The organism is Pseudoxanthomonas mexicana (assembly GCF_014397415.1).
Classification (GTDB): domain Bacteria; phylum Pseudomonadota; class Gammaproteobacteria; order Xanthomonadales; family Xanthomonadaceae; genus Pseudoxanthomonas_A; species Pseudoxanthomonas_A mexicana.
In genome coordinates this window covers 644,907-660,241 of record NZ_CP060731.1, presented here as the reverse complement: position 1 = coordinate 660,241, position 15,335 = coordinate 644,907, and the positions used below count along the sequence as shown (strand labels likewise).

The following is a 15,335-nucleotide window of genomic DNA, read 5'->3' as shown; positions in this document are numbered from 1 at the left end:
CCGGGTCATGAACAAGCGCATGAAAATGAAACTGCTGGACTACACGTTGATCAGCCTGCTGGCCGGCACGGCGCCGCTGGCCGGCGCACAGACGGCTGCGCCGTCGCGCACGCCATCGCAAGTGCCCTCGCAGGCACAGCAGGATCGCGTGGACGGTACGGCCACGGCCGTGGACTGCGACGGTGAACGCTGCACGGGCGAAGAAGGCCTGCTGTTCCGGCTGCGTACCCGCAGCTACGACAAGCCGGTGACGCAGGGGACCGACCGCGCCTCGAGCTCTGAAGCCCTGCAGCCGGACCGCCGCGTCACCGTGGCGATGGAGCAGCCGGGCAAGGCCACGGCGATGGGCAAGTTCTCAATCGACCTGCCCGGTGGTGGCGTCATCTGGGCCACCGAAGACCCCACCCTGGGCCAGGCCGAACTGTCGGTCTCGGCGCCCTCGATGGTGCCGTTCGACGGGCAGAGGATCGCCCGCCCGGTGCAGTTCTATGTGCGCGGCAACTATCCGGCCTTCATCGAGCGGATGGAGATCACGCTGTACCGCAGCAGCGATGGCGACCTGATCGAGCCGATCGCCTCGGTGCCGATCGAGGTGGCGGCGGTGTCGAGCACGTCATGGGATGGCGCGCTGCCGGACCGGTATCGGTTCCGCAAGGGCGACGAACTGGTCTACGTGCTGCGCGCCTACGGAAAGGACGGTGCGTTCGATGAGACCCATCCGCGTACGTTGCAACTGGTCTCGCCCGAAGAGGCGGAGCGCGGCATCAACCAGCTGCGCACCCATATCGAACGCGCACAGGGCGCCTCGCTCAGCGCCGAGCAGGCCCAGACGCAGAGCCTAGTGGAGAGCGTGTTCTCCGGCAACGGGCTGCGCCAGCAGAACATCCCGATGTACGGATCGCGCATCCGCATCCAGGGCCGCAGCATCCCCGCCTCTGCCTCGCTGACGATCAACGGCGAGAACTATCCGCTGGACCAGGAACGCAAGTTCGTGGCCGAGTATCTGGTGCCGGTGGGCCACCACCAGTTCCAGATCGGTCTGGGAGGTGGTCAGGCCGCTGGCGGCGCGACAGCGTCCCATACGCTGGAGGTGGACGTCACCGGGCGCTACTTCTTCGGCGTGGGCCTGGCCGACGTCACCATCGCGCAGAACAAGACCAGTGGTTCCGGCGCGGCCTTCGCCAACGACACGCGCTATCAGGACGATGTGATCAGCGATGGCCGGCTGGCGTTCTACGGCAAGGCCAAGCTGCGCGGCAAGTATCTGGTCACGGCGCAGGCCGATACGACCGAACGGGATCTGGACCGGCTGTTCAACGGCTTCACCCAGGCCGATCCGCAGGATGTGTTCCGCCGCCTGGATCCGGATCTGTACTACCCCGTCTACGGCGACGACTCCACCACCTACCGCGACGTGGACACGATGGGCCGGTTCTACCTGCGGGTGGACTGGGACAAGAACCAGGCGCTGTGGGGCAACTACAGCACGGGCATCGCCGGGACCGAGTACGCGCAGTACCAGCGTTCGCTGTACGGCGCGGCGCTGAACTGGCGTTCGCTCGCCACCAACCGCTGGGGCGATCCTGGTACCGAACTGCGCGTGTTCGGTTCGCAGGCCGAGACCGCGCCGGGCCACAACGAGTTCATCGGCACGGGCGGCAGCCTGTACTACCTGCGACATACCGATCTGCTCCCGGGTTCGGACATCGTGACCCTGGAGATCCGCGACCTGACCACCGGCCGCGTGGAGAACCGCGTGGTGCTGCAGCGGGGCGCGGACTACGAGATCGACGAACTGCAGGGCCGCATCCTGCTGACCCGTCCGCTGGCGCAGATCACCCGCGAGAACATCCCCACGCTCACCCGCGATGCGCCGCTGGACGGCCTGGAGCAGCGCCTGCTGGTGGACTACGAGTGGGTGCCCTCCGGCTTCGATGCCGACGACGTCAGTGCCGGCCTGCGCGGCAAGCACTGGTTCGGCGACCACGTGGGGGTGGGCGCCACCTACGTGCAGGAGAACCGCGCCGGTGAGGACTACACGCTCGCGGCGGGCGACCTGACCCTGCAGGCTGGCAAGGGCACCTATCTCAAAGCCGAGTACGCCCAGACCGAGTCCTTCGGTGCGCCGGTGTTCTTCTCCGACAACGGCGGCCTGAGCTTCATCCAGCAGAACGACACCGGCCTGCGCCGCGAAGGCGAAGCCAAGTCGCTGGAGGCACGCGCCAACTTCAAGGAGCTGGGCTGGACCGAGCTGGACTGGAGCATGGGCGCCTGGTGGCGCAATACCAGCGCCGGCTACTCGATCTCGCGCTACGACACCGGCCGGGCCATCACCGAGTACGGCGCTGAAGTGCAGGGCCAGTTCACACCCAACCTCGGCGTGTACGCGCGCTACACCCGTGCCGAGAGCGGCATCGAGTCGCTGACGCAGGCCCAGGCCACGCTGGAATGGCGTGTCGATGACGCCCGTACGTTCAGTGCCGAGGTCCGGCGTGTGGACACCGAAGGCGCCTCCCTCGATGCGGCCGGCACGCTGGGTGCGGTGAAGTACCTGCAACGCTTCGGCAGCACGCTGGAACTGTACGGGCTGGCCCAGTTCACCCTCGATGATGACGGGGGTCAGTACGCCGACAACGACGCGCTCACGCTGGGCGGCAAGTACCTGTACGGGGACAACTCCTCGGTCGGGGCCGAAGTGACCACGGGCGACCGCGGTCAGGCGGCCAGCCTCAATGCCGAGCACCGCCTGACACCCGAGCACTCGGTGTATGGCGCCTACACGTACTCCACCGACACCACGGAATACGACTCGCTGTTCACGCGCAACGCCCAGAACGGCTGGACGCTGGGCCAGCGCTGGCGGCTGTCCAACCAGGTCAACCTGTACAACGAGAGCCAGTTCCTGAAGGAGCCCAACCAGTCCGGTCTGGCGCATACCTTCGGCATGGACTTCTATCCGGCGCAGGGCTGGAACCTGGGCTTCACGCTGTCCAACGGCGAGCTGACCAACACGGCCGGCGGCAACGTCGACCGCCGCGCGATCAGCGTCTCCGGCGGGCGCACCTCGCCGGACACCGACTGGCAGAGCAAGCTGGAGTGGCGCGAAGACTCCGGCGCCGAACAGCGCGAGCAGTGGGTCAGCACCAACCGCCTGACGCACAAGATCAACGAGAGCTGGCGCATCGCCGCGCGGCTGAACTACGCCGACACCGACGACCAGCTCAACCCGCTGGCCGGCGCGAAGTTCATCGAGGGCAATGTCGGATTCGCCTACCGGCCCTGGGACAACCAGCGGTGGGGCGTGTTCGGTCGCTATACCTACCTGTACGATCTGGCCACGCTGGGCCAGCTGGGCGGGGCCGAGTACGACCAGAAGTCGCAGATCCTTTCTTTGGAAGGCGTGTACAAGCTGGACCAGCACTGGGAATTCGCAGGCAAGCTGGCCCGTCGCGAGGGCGAAGTGCGTATGGGCCGCGGGACCGGCGTGTGGCTGGATTCGGCCACCACCTTTGCCGCGGCGCAGGTGCGCTACGACCTGCGTACCCAATGGCATGCGCTGGCCGAATACCGCTGGCTCGATGTCAGGGATGGGGGTACCAAGCAGGGCCTCCTGGTGGGTGTCGACCGCGACCTGAACAAGAACTTCCGCATCGGCGTGGGCTACAACTTCACCGATTTCAGCGACGATCTGACCGACTTCGACTACGACCACAGGGGCTGGTTCCTCAACCTGGTGGGAACCTACTGAACCTACCGGATGCGGAGGCGCCAGCCGCGCCTTCGCATCCGGTTCATCGCCGTGCTGCGTCAGGTACGCGCGCCTGGTCGGAGCGGGATGCGGGCAGGAAATTCCCGACCAAGGCGTTCCGGATCCGCACCGTCACCGCATGGCGCGGGCCCAACTGGCGGCTGGCTTCCACCAACCCATCCTGCAACAAGGCCTCTGCGCGCCGCTGGTCCGTCGCAGCGTCGGGCGTGCCGGCTGCCGCGCGCAGGATCAGCGCTTGCGCCAGCAGGTACTTGGCCATTGGGGAAGGCTGCTGGCGCTGCCTGGTCGCGTGCACCACCTCCTGCAGCATGCTGATCGCGTGCGTCAACGACGCCTCCCGGGAGGGTCCGGATTGGGCAGACGCGAGTTGGATCAGGACCTCGGCCTGTTCCTCCTTGGCTGCGAGCGTAGTGGGATGCCGGGGGCCCAGGATGCGTTCCAGCAGCTGTACTGCCTCGCCCGACAGGCTGACGCTCTTCGATACGTCATGTGGGCGCTGAAGGCGCGCCTCCAGCAGCAACTGGCGCGCGTACTCCGGATGCGCTTTGCCGTATGCGGTGACGATGGCCTCACGCGTTTCACGCAGGACCGTGGGCGGAATGCCGGCGGCGCGCCCTTGTCTTTCCAGCACCTCCAATCTCAGGCGGCTGCTGCGTGCGGTGTCGGGATGCCCAGGGCCCAGTCGCTGGCGACGCGATGCAAGGAGCGCTTCAGCCACCTGCCTAGCCTGGCCATCGTCCTCTTTCAGCAGCAACAGCGACAACCGCGCTTCGTTGACATTGTCGGCCAGTGATGGAGAAGCCTCCCGGGCCAATGCGGTCGCGGCATCGAGTTCGCGCCCGGCCTCGGCAAGATCCATCAGCTGCAGGTGCCACTGGGCACGCAGGATCGACAGTTCGACCTGCGTATCGAGTGCCGGTTGTGACGGCAGACCTGCTGCCACATTCTGCGCGAACCCCAGGGCATTGAATGCGGCATCGTGCTCCGACAGTCCCCAATGGGCGCGCGCCAGCTCCGTCAGTAGATTGAGCGTGGTGATATCCGCGGTGGGACGGGCGGATGTCGACTGGCGGAGGCTTTGGGTGGCGACATCGCGCGCTTCGGCATGGCGCGCCTGGAGATTGAGCAGGGTGGCCAAGGTGGCCTGTGTCTCGGACTGGTGCGCAGGGCTGTCTGTCAGCAGCCGGTTGGCCTGGGAAGCGAGCGCAAGTGCGTGTGCGTAGTCGCCCAGCACGGCATAGCTGCGCGCCAGGGAGGTCAGCGCACGCGCCCGGATCACCGGGCTCGACTGTGGCGGCAGCGCACGCAGGTGCGCTTCGGTCTTCTCGAGCAGTTGGCGCGACGATGGGCGCGCTTCGGCCAGGCCGGAGAGCGTGGCCGCGCCGAGGGTCTGCTCGAACATGGTGGAAACCAGCTGCATGTCGCGGGCTTCCTGCTGGCCGCGCCAGTGGAACCACGCGAATGCGCCCGCCGCTGCAGCCAGCGAAAGCATCACGCTGCCGGCGAACAGCGTGGCGAGTGCGTTCCTCTGGAAGAAGCGTCCCAGGACATACGCACGCCCTGCGCCACGCGCCCCCACGGGACGCCGCGCCAGCCAATGCTCCAGATCCTCGATCAGGGCGCCGACGCTGGCATAGCGGTCACCCGGCGCCAAGGCGACGCATTTCAATGCAATGGCATCCAGGTCGCCCTGGAGCTTCCTGCGCAGCAGGCGGGTATCGCGACATCGCCTAAGGTAGGCGACCTGCGGAAGGGCCGTGGCGGCCAGCAGCGAGGGCGCTTGCGCGGAGCCTGTCCCGATGCCGCTCAGCTGGGTGTGCAGTGGCTGCAGCGGGCGGGGCCATGCATCCACCAGCAACTGGTAGAGCACTACCCCGATCGCGTGCACGTCGGCCGCGACCGAGGCCGCGCCCCCTGTCAGCAGTTCGGGGGCGGTGTAACCATTCGACACCGCAATGGGCGCTGCGGTGTCGCCTTCGCGCCCGCTCATCAGCGTGGACAGGCCGAAGTCGACCAGGTGGACCACGCCATCCGGCGAGACCAGCAGGTTGCCGGGTTTGATGTCCTGATGCAGCACGCCGTGGGCATGGGCGTACTGGAGTGCGCGGCAGGCTTGAAGAAGCAGGCTGATCCGCGAGCCCAGCTCCAATCGCTGCTGATCGGCCCATTGATCGACCGAGACGCCCTGGACCAGGCGCATCGCGAACCACGGACGTCCGTCCCCTTCCACGCCGCCATCCAGCAAAGGGGCGATGTTGGGATGGTCGAGCTTCGCCAGGTGGTTGCGTTCGCGCATGAACGCGTCCACCAGGATAGGAGACGACATTTCCGCACGGATGCACTTCAGTGCGACCTTCTTCTCGTACTGGCCATCGGCGCGACTGGCCTCGTAGACCGTGCCCATGCCTCCCTGCGCCAGCACGCGGTCGATGTGCCAGGGCCCCAGCATGGTGCCTACGCGGGCGAGGGACGCGGGATCGATCCCGTCGCCGTCACTTCTGGCGTGCTCGGCATACAGCGCATCGAGCGCCCCGCCCTCGAGCGGATACGAGGCCGCATCGGCCTGCAGCAGCCTTCGCAGGGCGTCGTGAAGCGCAGGCTCCCGCACCCGCAGTGCGGCGAGGGCGTCCGCACGTCGCCGTGGCGTCAGTTCGACGTACTCGTCGAACAGGTCGAGCGCACGGGCCTCAAGATCGGACATTGAAGACGGTTGTTCGGATACGCGCAGGCTACAGACTACCGTGCATCGGGGTCGGGAGTTCACCGGTGCTGCATGGGTATGCTGCTAACGGAGGAACGTGCCGTCTACCGGCGCCAGGCGCATGGGTACGACGGGCGGCTTGCCTATCGGCGGACCTGCGAAATGCGGATGATCCCTGCGGTCGCACCGTCCAGGCACTTCAGGGGAGATCGACGGATGGGCCGCCGCTGGTGAAGATATCAAGCGGCCACGCAGTCATGCGCATGGCACGGTGAAGAGGCCAGGGACGTCGGCTGACGGGTTTCAGCCGGGGCCATCCTGGCCCCAGACGTATGCCGCTACGCGATCCGTGCCAGCGCCGTGCGCCATTGCCGGGACGCACCATGGCCAAGCGCCCCCCGGGGGGCGCCGCCAGCCAGCGCCCGAAGTCCTGTCAAGGCAGCCCGGTTGCGGTCACCGTGCAGCGCAGCGTGACCACGACCTGCCCCCCGACCGGCAGTGTGGGAATGGTGATGCCTCCCCCCAGCAGTGTGCTCACCGCAACGGTGGGCGAAGGACAGCTTGCGCCCCCGGAAGCGGTGCAAGCCGCAGTACTGCTGGGCGAGAGGCAATCGAGTCCGGCCCCGGGAGTGTCGCTGAGCAGCACGTTGGGCGCGTCGAGCGGTCCGTTGTTCGTCACCGTAAGGGAAAAGTCCACGATGCTGCCGCTTATCGCCGAGGTTGGCGAAGCCGTCTTCACCACGCTCAGGTCCGTCTTGCGGGTCTCGTTGGTGAAGGTGCACGAGATCGGCCCAGCCGTGCTGGTGGCTTGCGCATCCAGTGTCACCGATCGCGTGGCGAGGTCGACCGTTGCGGTGCCGCCGGTGCCCAGGCCCGTGCAGACGACGGAGCGCAGTTCGAACGGAGCGGGCGGCACAGCCTCGGTGATGGTCGTCGCCACGCCTGCCGCCGTCAGGGTCTGAGTCGCGCCCGCCACGGCCGTACCGGCCGTGCTGGTGGTGATGCTGTGCGACTGGATGCCGTTGGTGCCGGTGAAGCCGAACGTGCCGACGCCATCCACTGACGCCTTGCTCACGGTCAACGACGGGCACTGCACCGTGAACGTCGCGCTGGCGCTGTTGTTGGACGGGTCGATGTCGGCAAAGCCGTCCGTGGCGGAGAAGTCGGCGCTGGCCGTGTTGCTGACCGTGGCGCCGCAGGTGGAGGTCGTGGCCACGGTACCGGTGATGGTGAAGGTCAGTACGCCGCCCGGCGCCATCGTGTATCCGCCGGCGAAGGAAAGATTTCCGCTGCCGCTCGCCGCGGGACAGGTAGATCCCGCCGTCGCGGTGCACGTCCATGTCGCATTGGCGATCTGCGCAGGAAGGGTGTCGACGATATCGGCCGCATTGGCCCCGTCGATGGTGGGAGCCTGGTTGCCCGGGTCCACCGGATTGATGTCGGCGTTGGTGACGGTCACCGTGTAGGTCATCGGCAGGCCGCGCAGGTAATTGGTCGCCGACGCAGCGGTCTTGGTCACCACGATGTTCGCTGGCGTGGACGTCACCACGCCCCGCACCTCGTGGATGTTGTTCAGCCCGCCGGTGGAGCCGCCGAAGCCCATGCGGAGGTTTGCGGGTGCGGTATAGGGAAAGTTGAGGTTGTTCAGTACGTTGGTGATCGCACCGCCATTCTGGCCGAGCCCCACGGTGACGCGATAACCGCCCGAGCCGTTGGGTATCAGCAGCACGCGCGCCCGGTCCGCAGCCGGGCGGACTGCGGTGAAGGGCACGTCGATGCCTCCGGGTGCCGCCGCGCCACCCACATAGACGTTGTTGGCGCTGAGCGGGCCTCGGACGACCACACGGTCGGCCGCCGACCCGGGACTTCCGCTGAGAGCGGAGCAGCCGCCAAACACGCCGGGCAATTGTCCCGAGAAGTTGCCGAACTCGTCCAAACCGATGCCCAGGTAGCCGCCAGCGCCGTTGCAGTAGCCCAGCCCGGCACCGGGGATGGCGCCGGCCATCGTGTCGTTGGCGTCGTACAGATAGAAGCTGATGCCGTCAGCGCCCGTGCCACTCCAGATGACGTAATCGAACTCGACGATCACGCCCTGAGTGGAGGGGAACGAGCCACCGGTATAGCGTGCACTGCCGACCTGGCTGGCCAGGTCCGTCGACAGCCGCAGCCAGCCATTGCCCACGGCGTCATTGGTGTTGTTGCCGTCGGCGATCAGACCGTAACCGCCCGTGAGGATGCCGCTGTCGTTGTTGCCGACGTTGTCGTTGCCCGAGAAGGTCCAGCCTGGCTCAGTGCTGTTGCGGAAGGACGCATTGACCTTGAACTGCGCACTCGCCGGAAACGAGAGCCCCGCACCCAATGCCGCCAGCAACGAAACACAAATTACCTTTGAACGCTTCATGGATCCCTCGACCAGTCATTCTTGAAATGGCGATGCAGGCGCAGTGGGGAACCTTCGGTTCGGACTATACCGGCACGTCGCTGCACACCCAAGCGGACCGATAACGGTGAGGCTTGCGTCGCCTTCCGCGCCATCGCGCTATCCAGTCCAGTTCGCATTAGCGATGACCGGGAGGACATCGCACGGCCCGGTATCCGCCAGGTGGCGTGTCTCGGGAAGGCTGCGCGTGATGCCATGCTTCTTCGCCGCCATCGGGGGCGGTTCCCGTGCATCGTGGCTTGGCTGGCGCAACGAACACGCACGGTCAGCACGGGGGATGACTGCGATGGGGCAGGAGGATCGCCTTCCCTATCTTGCAGGGTCTATCCCGACTACCTTCCCGTGCCTTCGCGACGGCTTCTTGCTCAGGTCGTGATGCGCACCCACCAGCACGTCCTGTCGGGTACCGCGATCGACCAACACGAGCCAGCGGTATTCGTTCAGGACATGCCACCGGAGGCGCAGGTCTTCGCGCTGATCAACGTGTAGTCCAGCAGTTTCATTTTCATGCGCTTGTTCATGACCCGGCCCCCCCTCACTTGCGTACGCCGACAGGGGCTGTCGGGTCGTTGCTGGCTTCGACGCGAACGTTGGCACGCACCTGCGGACTCAGGCGTTGGGCCAGCGCTTCATAGACCGCCTTGGCACGACGCATGCCCAGGGCGAGGTTGTAGGCGTGCGAGGCCCGCACGTCGGTATGGCCGACGATGGCGATGCTGCCGCCGCCCATCTTTTCCAGCGCCGCGGCCACCTTGTCCAGCAGCGGCGCGAACTCGGGCCGGATGTTGGACTTGTCGGTATCGAACAGCACCGTGCCCAGCAGCGCGCCGCCTTCGTCCACGCCCACGATCATCGAAGACGGATCGTCGACGCTGCCGCGGGCGCTGACCATCAGGCCCTTGGCAGAGGCGGCATCGAGCTTGTCCAGCAAGGCGGCCTTGACCGCGTTCGCGCGCTCGAAGGCCAGGCCCTGGCTGTCGCCGTTGGCCTGGATGACCACGTCCCCGCCCTGGTACTGGCGCACCTTGGCCGCCATGGCCTCGATCACCGGCAGGTACTTCTCGCGCACCTCCGCGCTGCCGGGGGCGAAGAAGACCTCGCCCATCTCCAGTTCCACCTGCTCGGTGCCGCCCTCGATCACCTGCTCGGGAAGCTTGACGCCCCAGTCGAAGCGGACCGGCACGCCGGGGGTGACCCGACGCAGCAGCGGATTGTCGGTGGTGAACTGCGCACCGGCCGGCAGCGTGGACGGGTCGACCTTCAGGATGAAGTTGCGACCGCGCTCCCACGGACCGCCCGATACACCTGCCAGGTGGTAGCGCCCGTACTGGTCGGTCTCGATCAGCAGGCCTTCCACCGAGGCGATGCGCACGCCGGGGATGCCGCGCTCATCGATACCGGTGTTGCGGATGACGTAATCCACCACATAACCGCCCTCGGACTGGGCCACCCGGCGCTCGACCGTGGGCGTTGCCGCGGTCAGGCCCTTGGCCGCTTCACCGGACTGCTCGACCCGGGTATTGCCTGCCGCATCCATGCGCACCGTGACCCCTTGGTTGCTGGTCAGCACGAAGTCGTCGGTGAAGCTCAGCTCGTTCAGACGCTGGCGGATCACCACCTCATGGTCCTGGACCGGATCGGCCACCGACTGACGGCCACTGATCGCGCCCACGGCGATGCCGTGCAGCAACGGCGAGCTCGCATCGGGCTCCGGCTGGGGACCTGCACCGCGATCCACCGTGGTGGAGTTGGCGATGTAGGCCGTCGGCGCGAAGCCGCCCTGCACCTTCACCCCACTGAGCGCGGCACTGTCCTGCCAGCCGTCGCCGTCACGGTCGTTGAACACCGTGCCGAACACCAGGCTGTCGTCCAGCAGCGGATCGGCGGTCAGCACGACCTCGGCCGTGGCCACGTTGGACACCGGATCGTCGGTGGCCGAGCGCACCTGGGCCTGGTTGATGTGGGTGCCCGGACGTACGCCGGCGCCCACGCGCATCACGTAGACCAGGGTCGCAGTCTCGCCTGCCGCCACGTCCACCCCGCTGAAGCGCAGGGGGTTGCCGCCAGACACCGTCGCCATGGCATCGGCATCGTTGGCCAGCAGGGAGCCTTCCACGTAGCTGAAGCCTGCCGCCGGCGTGTCCACCACGCTGGCGTTGACCACGTTCACGCGGCCCACGTTCTCCACCGTCAGGGTGTAGCGCACCAGATCGCCGATGCGGACTTCGCGGCTGCCTGCCGTCTTGCTCAGGCGGATCTGCGGTGCTTCCAGTTCATGCTCCGTGCTGCAGGTGGTGCAGGTCGGCAGCTCGCCACCACCACCGGTGGCGCTCACCTGGTTGCCCACCACGGGGCCGGCGTTCGGGTTCACGATCGCCTCGTAGGTCAGCGTGTGCACGCCGGCAGGCGTACCGGCCGGCAGCTGGCAGGTCAGCCGTGTGCCGTCGAAGGTGCAGCCGGCGGGCAGCGCGCCCAGGGTCAGGCCGCGATCGGGTGTATCGACCAGGACCAAGGCCTCGCGCAGGGCCGATGCACTGATCTCCACCGTGAGCGTGTAGCGCACCGTCTGGCCCACCTGCACCTGGGCACCGGTGCCCGGGTCGGAGGACTTGGAGACCACCACGCGGGGCGCGGCAACCGGCGTCTGCGTGGTGCAGGTGCCGGCACAGGTGGGCGCATCATCACCGGTACCGACCACGGCGTTGTCCACCGTGCCCACGGCCTGGTCATTGACCGTGGCGGTGTAGGTCACCGTGAAGGTGCCCGGCACGGTGCCCACCGGCAGCGTGCACACCAGCGGGTTGGTGTTGTTGCAGGTGTACGCACCGGCATTGGTCACCGCACCGAAGGTCAGGCCCGTGCCCAGCGTGTCGGTCAGCACCACGTCGCTGGTGGTGACCGCGTTGACCACCGTGGTGGTCAGCGTGTAGGTGATCGTGTCGTTCACGCTCACCGGACCGGTCGTGCTGGCCGACTTGCTGTAGCTCACCGCAGGCGTCGTCACCGGCGTGCTGGTGCCGCAGTTCGTCGTGCAGGCCGCGTTGGTGCCGACCACGGCGTTGTCCACCGTGCCCACGGCCTGGTCATTGACCGTGGCTGTGTAGGTCACCGTGTAGGTGCCCGGCACCGTGCCCACCGACAGCGTGCACACCAGCGGGTTGGTGCTGTTGCAGGTGTACGCACCGGCATTGGTCACCGCACCGAAGGTCAGCCCCGTGCCCAGCGTGTCGGTCAGCGTCGTCATCGAGGTGGTCTGCGAGTTCGCCACCACCGTCGTCAGCGTGTAGGTGATGGTGTCGCCCACCGCTACCGGACCGCTCGTGCTGGCCGACTTGCTGTATGTCACCGACGGCCGGGCATTGATGTAAGTACAGACGATGTCCGTATCGGCATTCGCGACCGTCAGCGTCATGCCGCTCACCGCGGTCTGGTTGCCGGTACAGGTCAGGCTGCCGCCGTACTGACCAGGATCGCCGACGGCAAACGTTTCGGAGAACGTGATGACGTCGCCGCCATACACCGTGATCGGAGTTGCATCGGTGTCGGTTTCGTCGGTGGTGTCGGCTGTGGAGCTCAGGGTATCGACCACTGTTGCGTCCACCGTCGCTTGGATGGCCACAGCGTCATTGACGGCGGCATTGACCCAGGTCTTGCGCAGGGTGAGCGCGGCAGGGTCGCACCTGCTGCCGGCATCCTGGGCGGACGTCGCGCCATAGAACGACTGCCCGCTGTCCACGATCGTCGTGATCGGCAACGGGGCCGTCGTCGCCAAGGAGGGAAGCGCGTCCACGCGATGGATCTGGCCTGCTTCGCCGATCAGGTAGACAGTGCCCCTGGACATGGCGGCGCCGAACGTACTCGGGACCTCGCCAATTGGAAACACCGAGCCATCCGCTCTCATGCGATACAGGTAGTACGCACCTCCCGTATTGTCGCGGCCCGATGCCAGCAGGTCGCCGTCCGGCAGCGTCACGAAGTCACCCGCCGCTGTGACGTTCGCCGGGAACGAAGCGCCAAAACGGCTCGTTGAACCCGTGACCGGATCGATGACATAGATCGCGCTGACGAAGGCCCCACCCACCAACAGCGTGCCATCCCCACGGAAGCCGAGGCTGTTCAACACCACGACATTGTCGGTCACGATGTCCCCCGTCAGGGAGACGAAGGAAAGCTCTGCGCCCGTGACCGGATCGATGCGGTAAAGGCGGCGCGCATAGGGTTCGTTGAAAGAGAATCCGATGGCATAAAGCACACTGCCGGTCGGGTCGAGGGCGATGTCGCCGTAGTTGTTGGCCAGCGGCACCGTACTGAGGAGGGTGCCTGTCGGGCTCCATGACTGGAGCTGCTCCGCGTTGCTGGGCACATCCGTGACACCGGATCCGGTGTTCGTGTAGATCGGCGCGAAGCCACATGCCTGCGCCGCTGCAGGTGGCGATGTGCACAGGGCGGCCAATCCCAGCAACATCAGCAAGACCTGGAGGCGTCCCGCCCGGCGCAGCTTTCGTGTGCAATCCGCACGGCATCGATCAAGCACGTCGAACATGCCAGCTCCCCCCCGGGTCCGAGCATCGCGTCCATCGCCCCTCGCTAACGACGTTAATGCAGCAGGGTCGGGGAGGGAAGTGCTTTCACATTGACGCGGCGGAACATGCTCGCGCAGGAGTTTCATCGGATATTCCAGTCCGCTTCCGAGCAGGACGCGGACGCCGTGTCGTCAAGTCACATCAGTTCCGTATGCGAGACGCTGGCGAGACCTCCGCTCTTCAAAAGCGTGCGCCGCCTCTTCCAGCTGAAACTCCCTGATCGCCTGCGTGCGCACCCTGCAGGGACACTCACGGCGTTTGTCCAGAAGTGCGACGGGCACGCCTCGATGATGCTTGCATGTGTGTCGTCGCCCTCCACCGATTACATCCATGGAAGGGAAAGGCCGAAGCTTGATGCGCAGTAATGCAGGCTGCGGAAGACGCGGTTCCGGGGCGTACGGTGGAAGTGGAGTGCACCTGAGTGACTGCCTGGGATCCGCAATGAAGCACAACCGCGCGGGTTGCCAAGGCGCTCGACCGGCTGTCGATGCCAACGGCTGGTCAGCGGGGCCTCCCGGGAATCTCGTCGAGGTGGGGCCAAGAGGGCCGGCCTCATGTGTTCCGCGTCGGGAAATGGCGCGCCTGGAGGGATTCGAACCCCCGACCTGGCTTCGGAAGCCACTATCCAAAGTCTACTTAGAAGAATTTAAAAAAGAAATAAGATGCGTCACGATGCATTAAATTATTGATTAAGCAAGCAAATAAATATCGCCTTTGTTGGATGCAGTGATGCAAAAGGGCACGCTGCGTCCATTGACGTTGAGGGCTTCGCTGGTATTTTGTGTCACACATAGGTTGTCGTGGGTGAGTAGTGGCACGCATGGACGCTCAGGCTGGCGCTTCAGCCAGTTTCAAGGCGCTGGTCAGTTGGCCTTGCACAATGAGACTGCCTATTGCGTTGCCGGCTTGGCAGGGCCCGTTATGCCGAGGGCTCAGGAACGTGCTGGCAAACGCTCCAGCGGAGGCACACCTCTTCCCTTGTGTCCTGGCTCATTCGGCGCGATACGGGAGCGATCTCGTCGAACGGGCCTCCGACAACCCCCTCGGTCGCGATCTCAGTACTGAGGAGTTTCCGCTAGCCACCTTTCTCTTGTCCTTGCGCGAGCGGCCTAAGCATCGCATCGCCTGGACGCTGTCTTGGCTCGTGCTTGAAGCCCACTTGTCCGGTGGGCGCGAAAGAATGGTTCTCGAGCTCACTGAGGCGATTCGTGGACTCAGGGGCGATTCGAAGCTGAACGAGACTTTGGGCGACTGCACCGGACCCTCCTTGCTCTTGGCGAAGATGCTGCGGCTTCGCTCTCAAGACTCTGACCTCGGTATTACCGGACACAAGTCTTTTGATGCGCTCTGGAAGAGTGAGCTGGAGGCCTATTGCCACTCACTGTTCGCCCACGATGAGCGAGGGGCGCCAAGTCCGGACGCGCTTGTAGATAGCCCGTTGCACCTGCCGGGTCCGCTCACCGAAGCTCCAATCGATCAGTTTGGTGACGATCCCGATGAAGGGCCCTACTGCATCGGATCGTCTGTGGACGTAGAGCAGGTGATCCGGGGTAGCAAGTTAAGGTCCGCAATGGACTGGTCAGCATATATGAGTCGGCAAAGCTCCCCCGACCTGCTTAGGCCGCAAGAGAACGTACTGCCAGCGGAGCTCCGGCAACGAGCTTGGGAGTTGGCGCTTACCAGAGCGCAGGTCGCGCTACGAGCCAAGGATGTCTTGGGGGCGGAGCTCAGCATTCTTGAGGTGCTCGCAATTGAGGTGGGACTGAGTACTCGTGAGGCACTTCGGACAGGTTTTGGACCGGGGGCGAATGGCGGTGTCCCTGTCATTGATCTAGCCATTCA

4 protein-coding genes are annotated in these 15,335 nt (G+C 65.9%); 1 reads left to right on the top strand and 3 read right to left on the bottom strand.

Annotated elements, in window-relative coordinates:
* Positions 1-19: 19 nt before the first annotated feature.
* Positions 20-3,748: a hypothetical protein gene (locus tag IAE60_RS03060; RefSeq protein ID WP_222937194.1), complete on the top strand. Its 3,729-nt coding sequence runs from the start codon at positions 20-22 to the stop codon at positions 3,746-3,748.
* Between the two features lie 43 nt (positions 3,749-3,791).
* On the opposite strand, the gene IAE60_RS03055 is transcribed toward IAE60_RS03060, so the two are convergent.
* The 3 genes from IAE60_RS03055 to IAE60_RS03045 all read right to left on the bottom strand — a co-directional run bounded on the left by IAE60_RS03055 (position 3,792) and on the right by IAE60_RS03045 (position 13,375).
* On the bottom strand, positions 3,792-6,470 hold the full coding sequence (locus IAE60_RS03055) for a serine/threonine-protein kinase (RefSeq protein ID WP_187573820.1): 2,679 nt from the start codon (positions 6,468-6,470) through the stop codon (positions 3,792-3,794).
* A gap of 433 nt (positions 6,471-6,903) precedes the next feature.
* The gene (locus tag IAE60_RS03050) at positions 6,904-8,871 is read right to left on the bottom strand and encodes a prealbumin-like fold domain-containing protein (protein WP_187573819.1); all 1,968 of its coding nucleotides are present in this window, start codon (positions 8,869-8,871) and stop codon (positions 6,904-6,906) included.
* Positions 8,872-9,445: 574 nt separating this feature from the next.
* On the bottom strand, positions 9,446-13,375 hold the full coding sequence (locus IAE60_RS03045; protein WP_187573818.1) for an OmpA family protein: 3,930 nt from the start codon (positions 13,373-13,375) through the stop codon (positions 9,446-9,448).
* Between the last annotated feature and the right edge of the window lie 1,960 nt (positions 13,376-15,335).

Bases quoted from the DNA above. Each gene is read 5' to 3' on its own strand.
- IAE60_RS03055 (WP_187573820.1), bottom strand. From the start codon at position 6,470: ATGTCCGATCTTGAGGCCCGTGCGCTCGACCTGTTCGACGAGTACGTC.
- IAE60_RS03060 (WP_222937194.1), top strand. From the start codon at position 20: ATGAAAATGAAACTGCTGGACTACACGTTGATCAGCCTGCTGGCCGGC.
- IAE60_RS03045 (WP_187573818.1), bottom strand. From the start codon at position 13,375: ATGTTGCTGGGATTGGCCGCCCTGTGCACATCGCCACCTGCAGCGGCG.
- IAE60_RS03050 (WP_187573819.1), bottom strand. From the start codon at position 8,871: ATGAAGCGTTCAAAGGTAATTTGTGTTTCGTTGCTGGCGGCATTGGGT.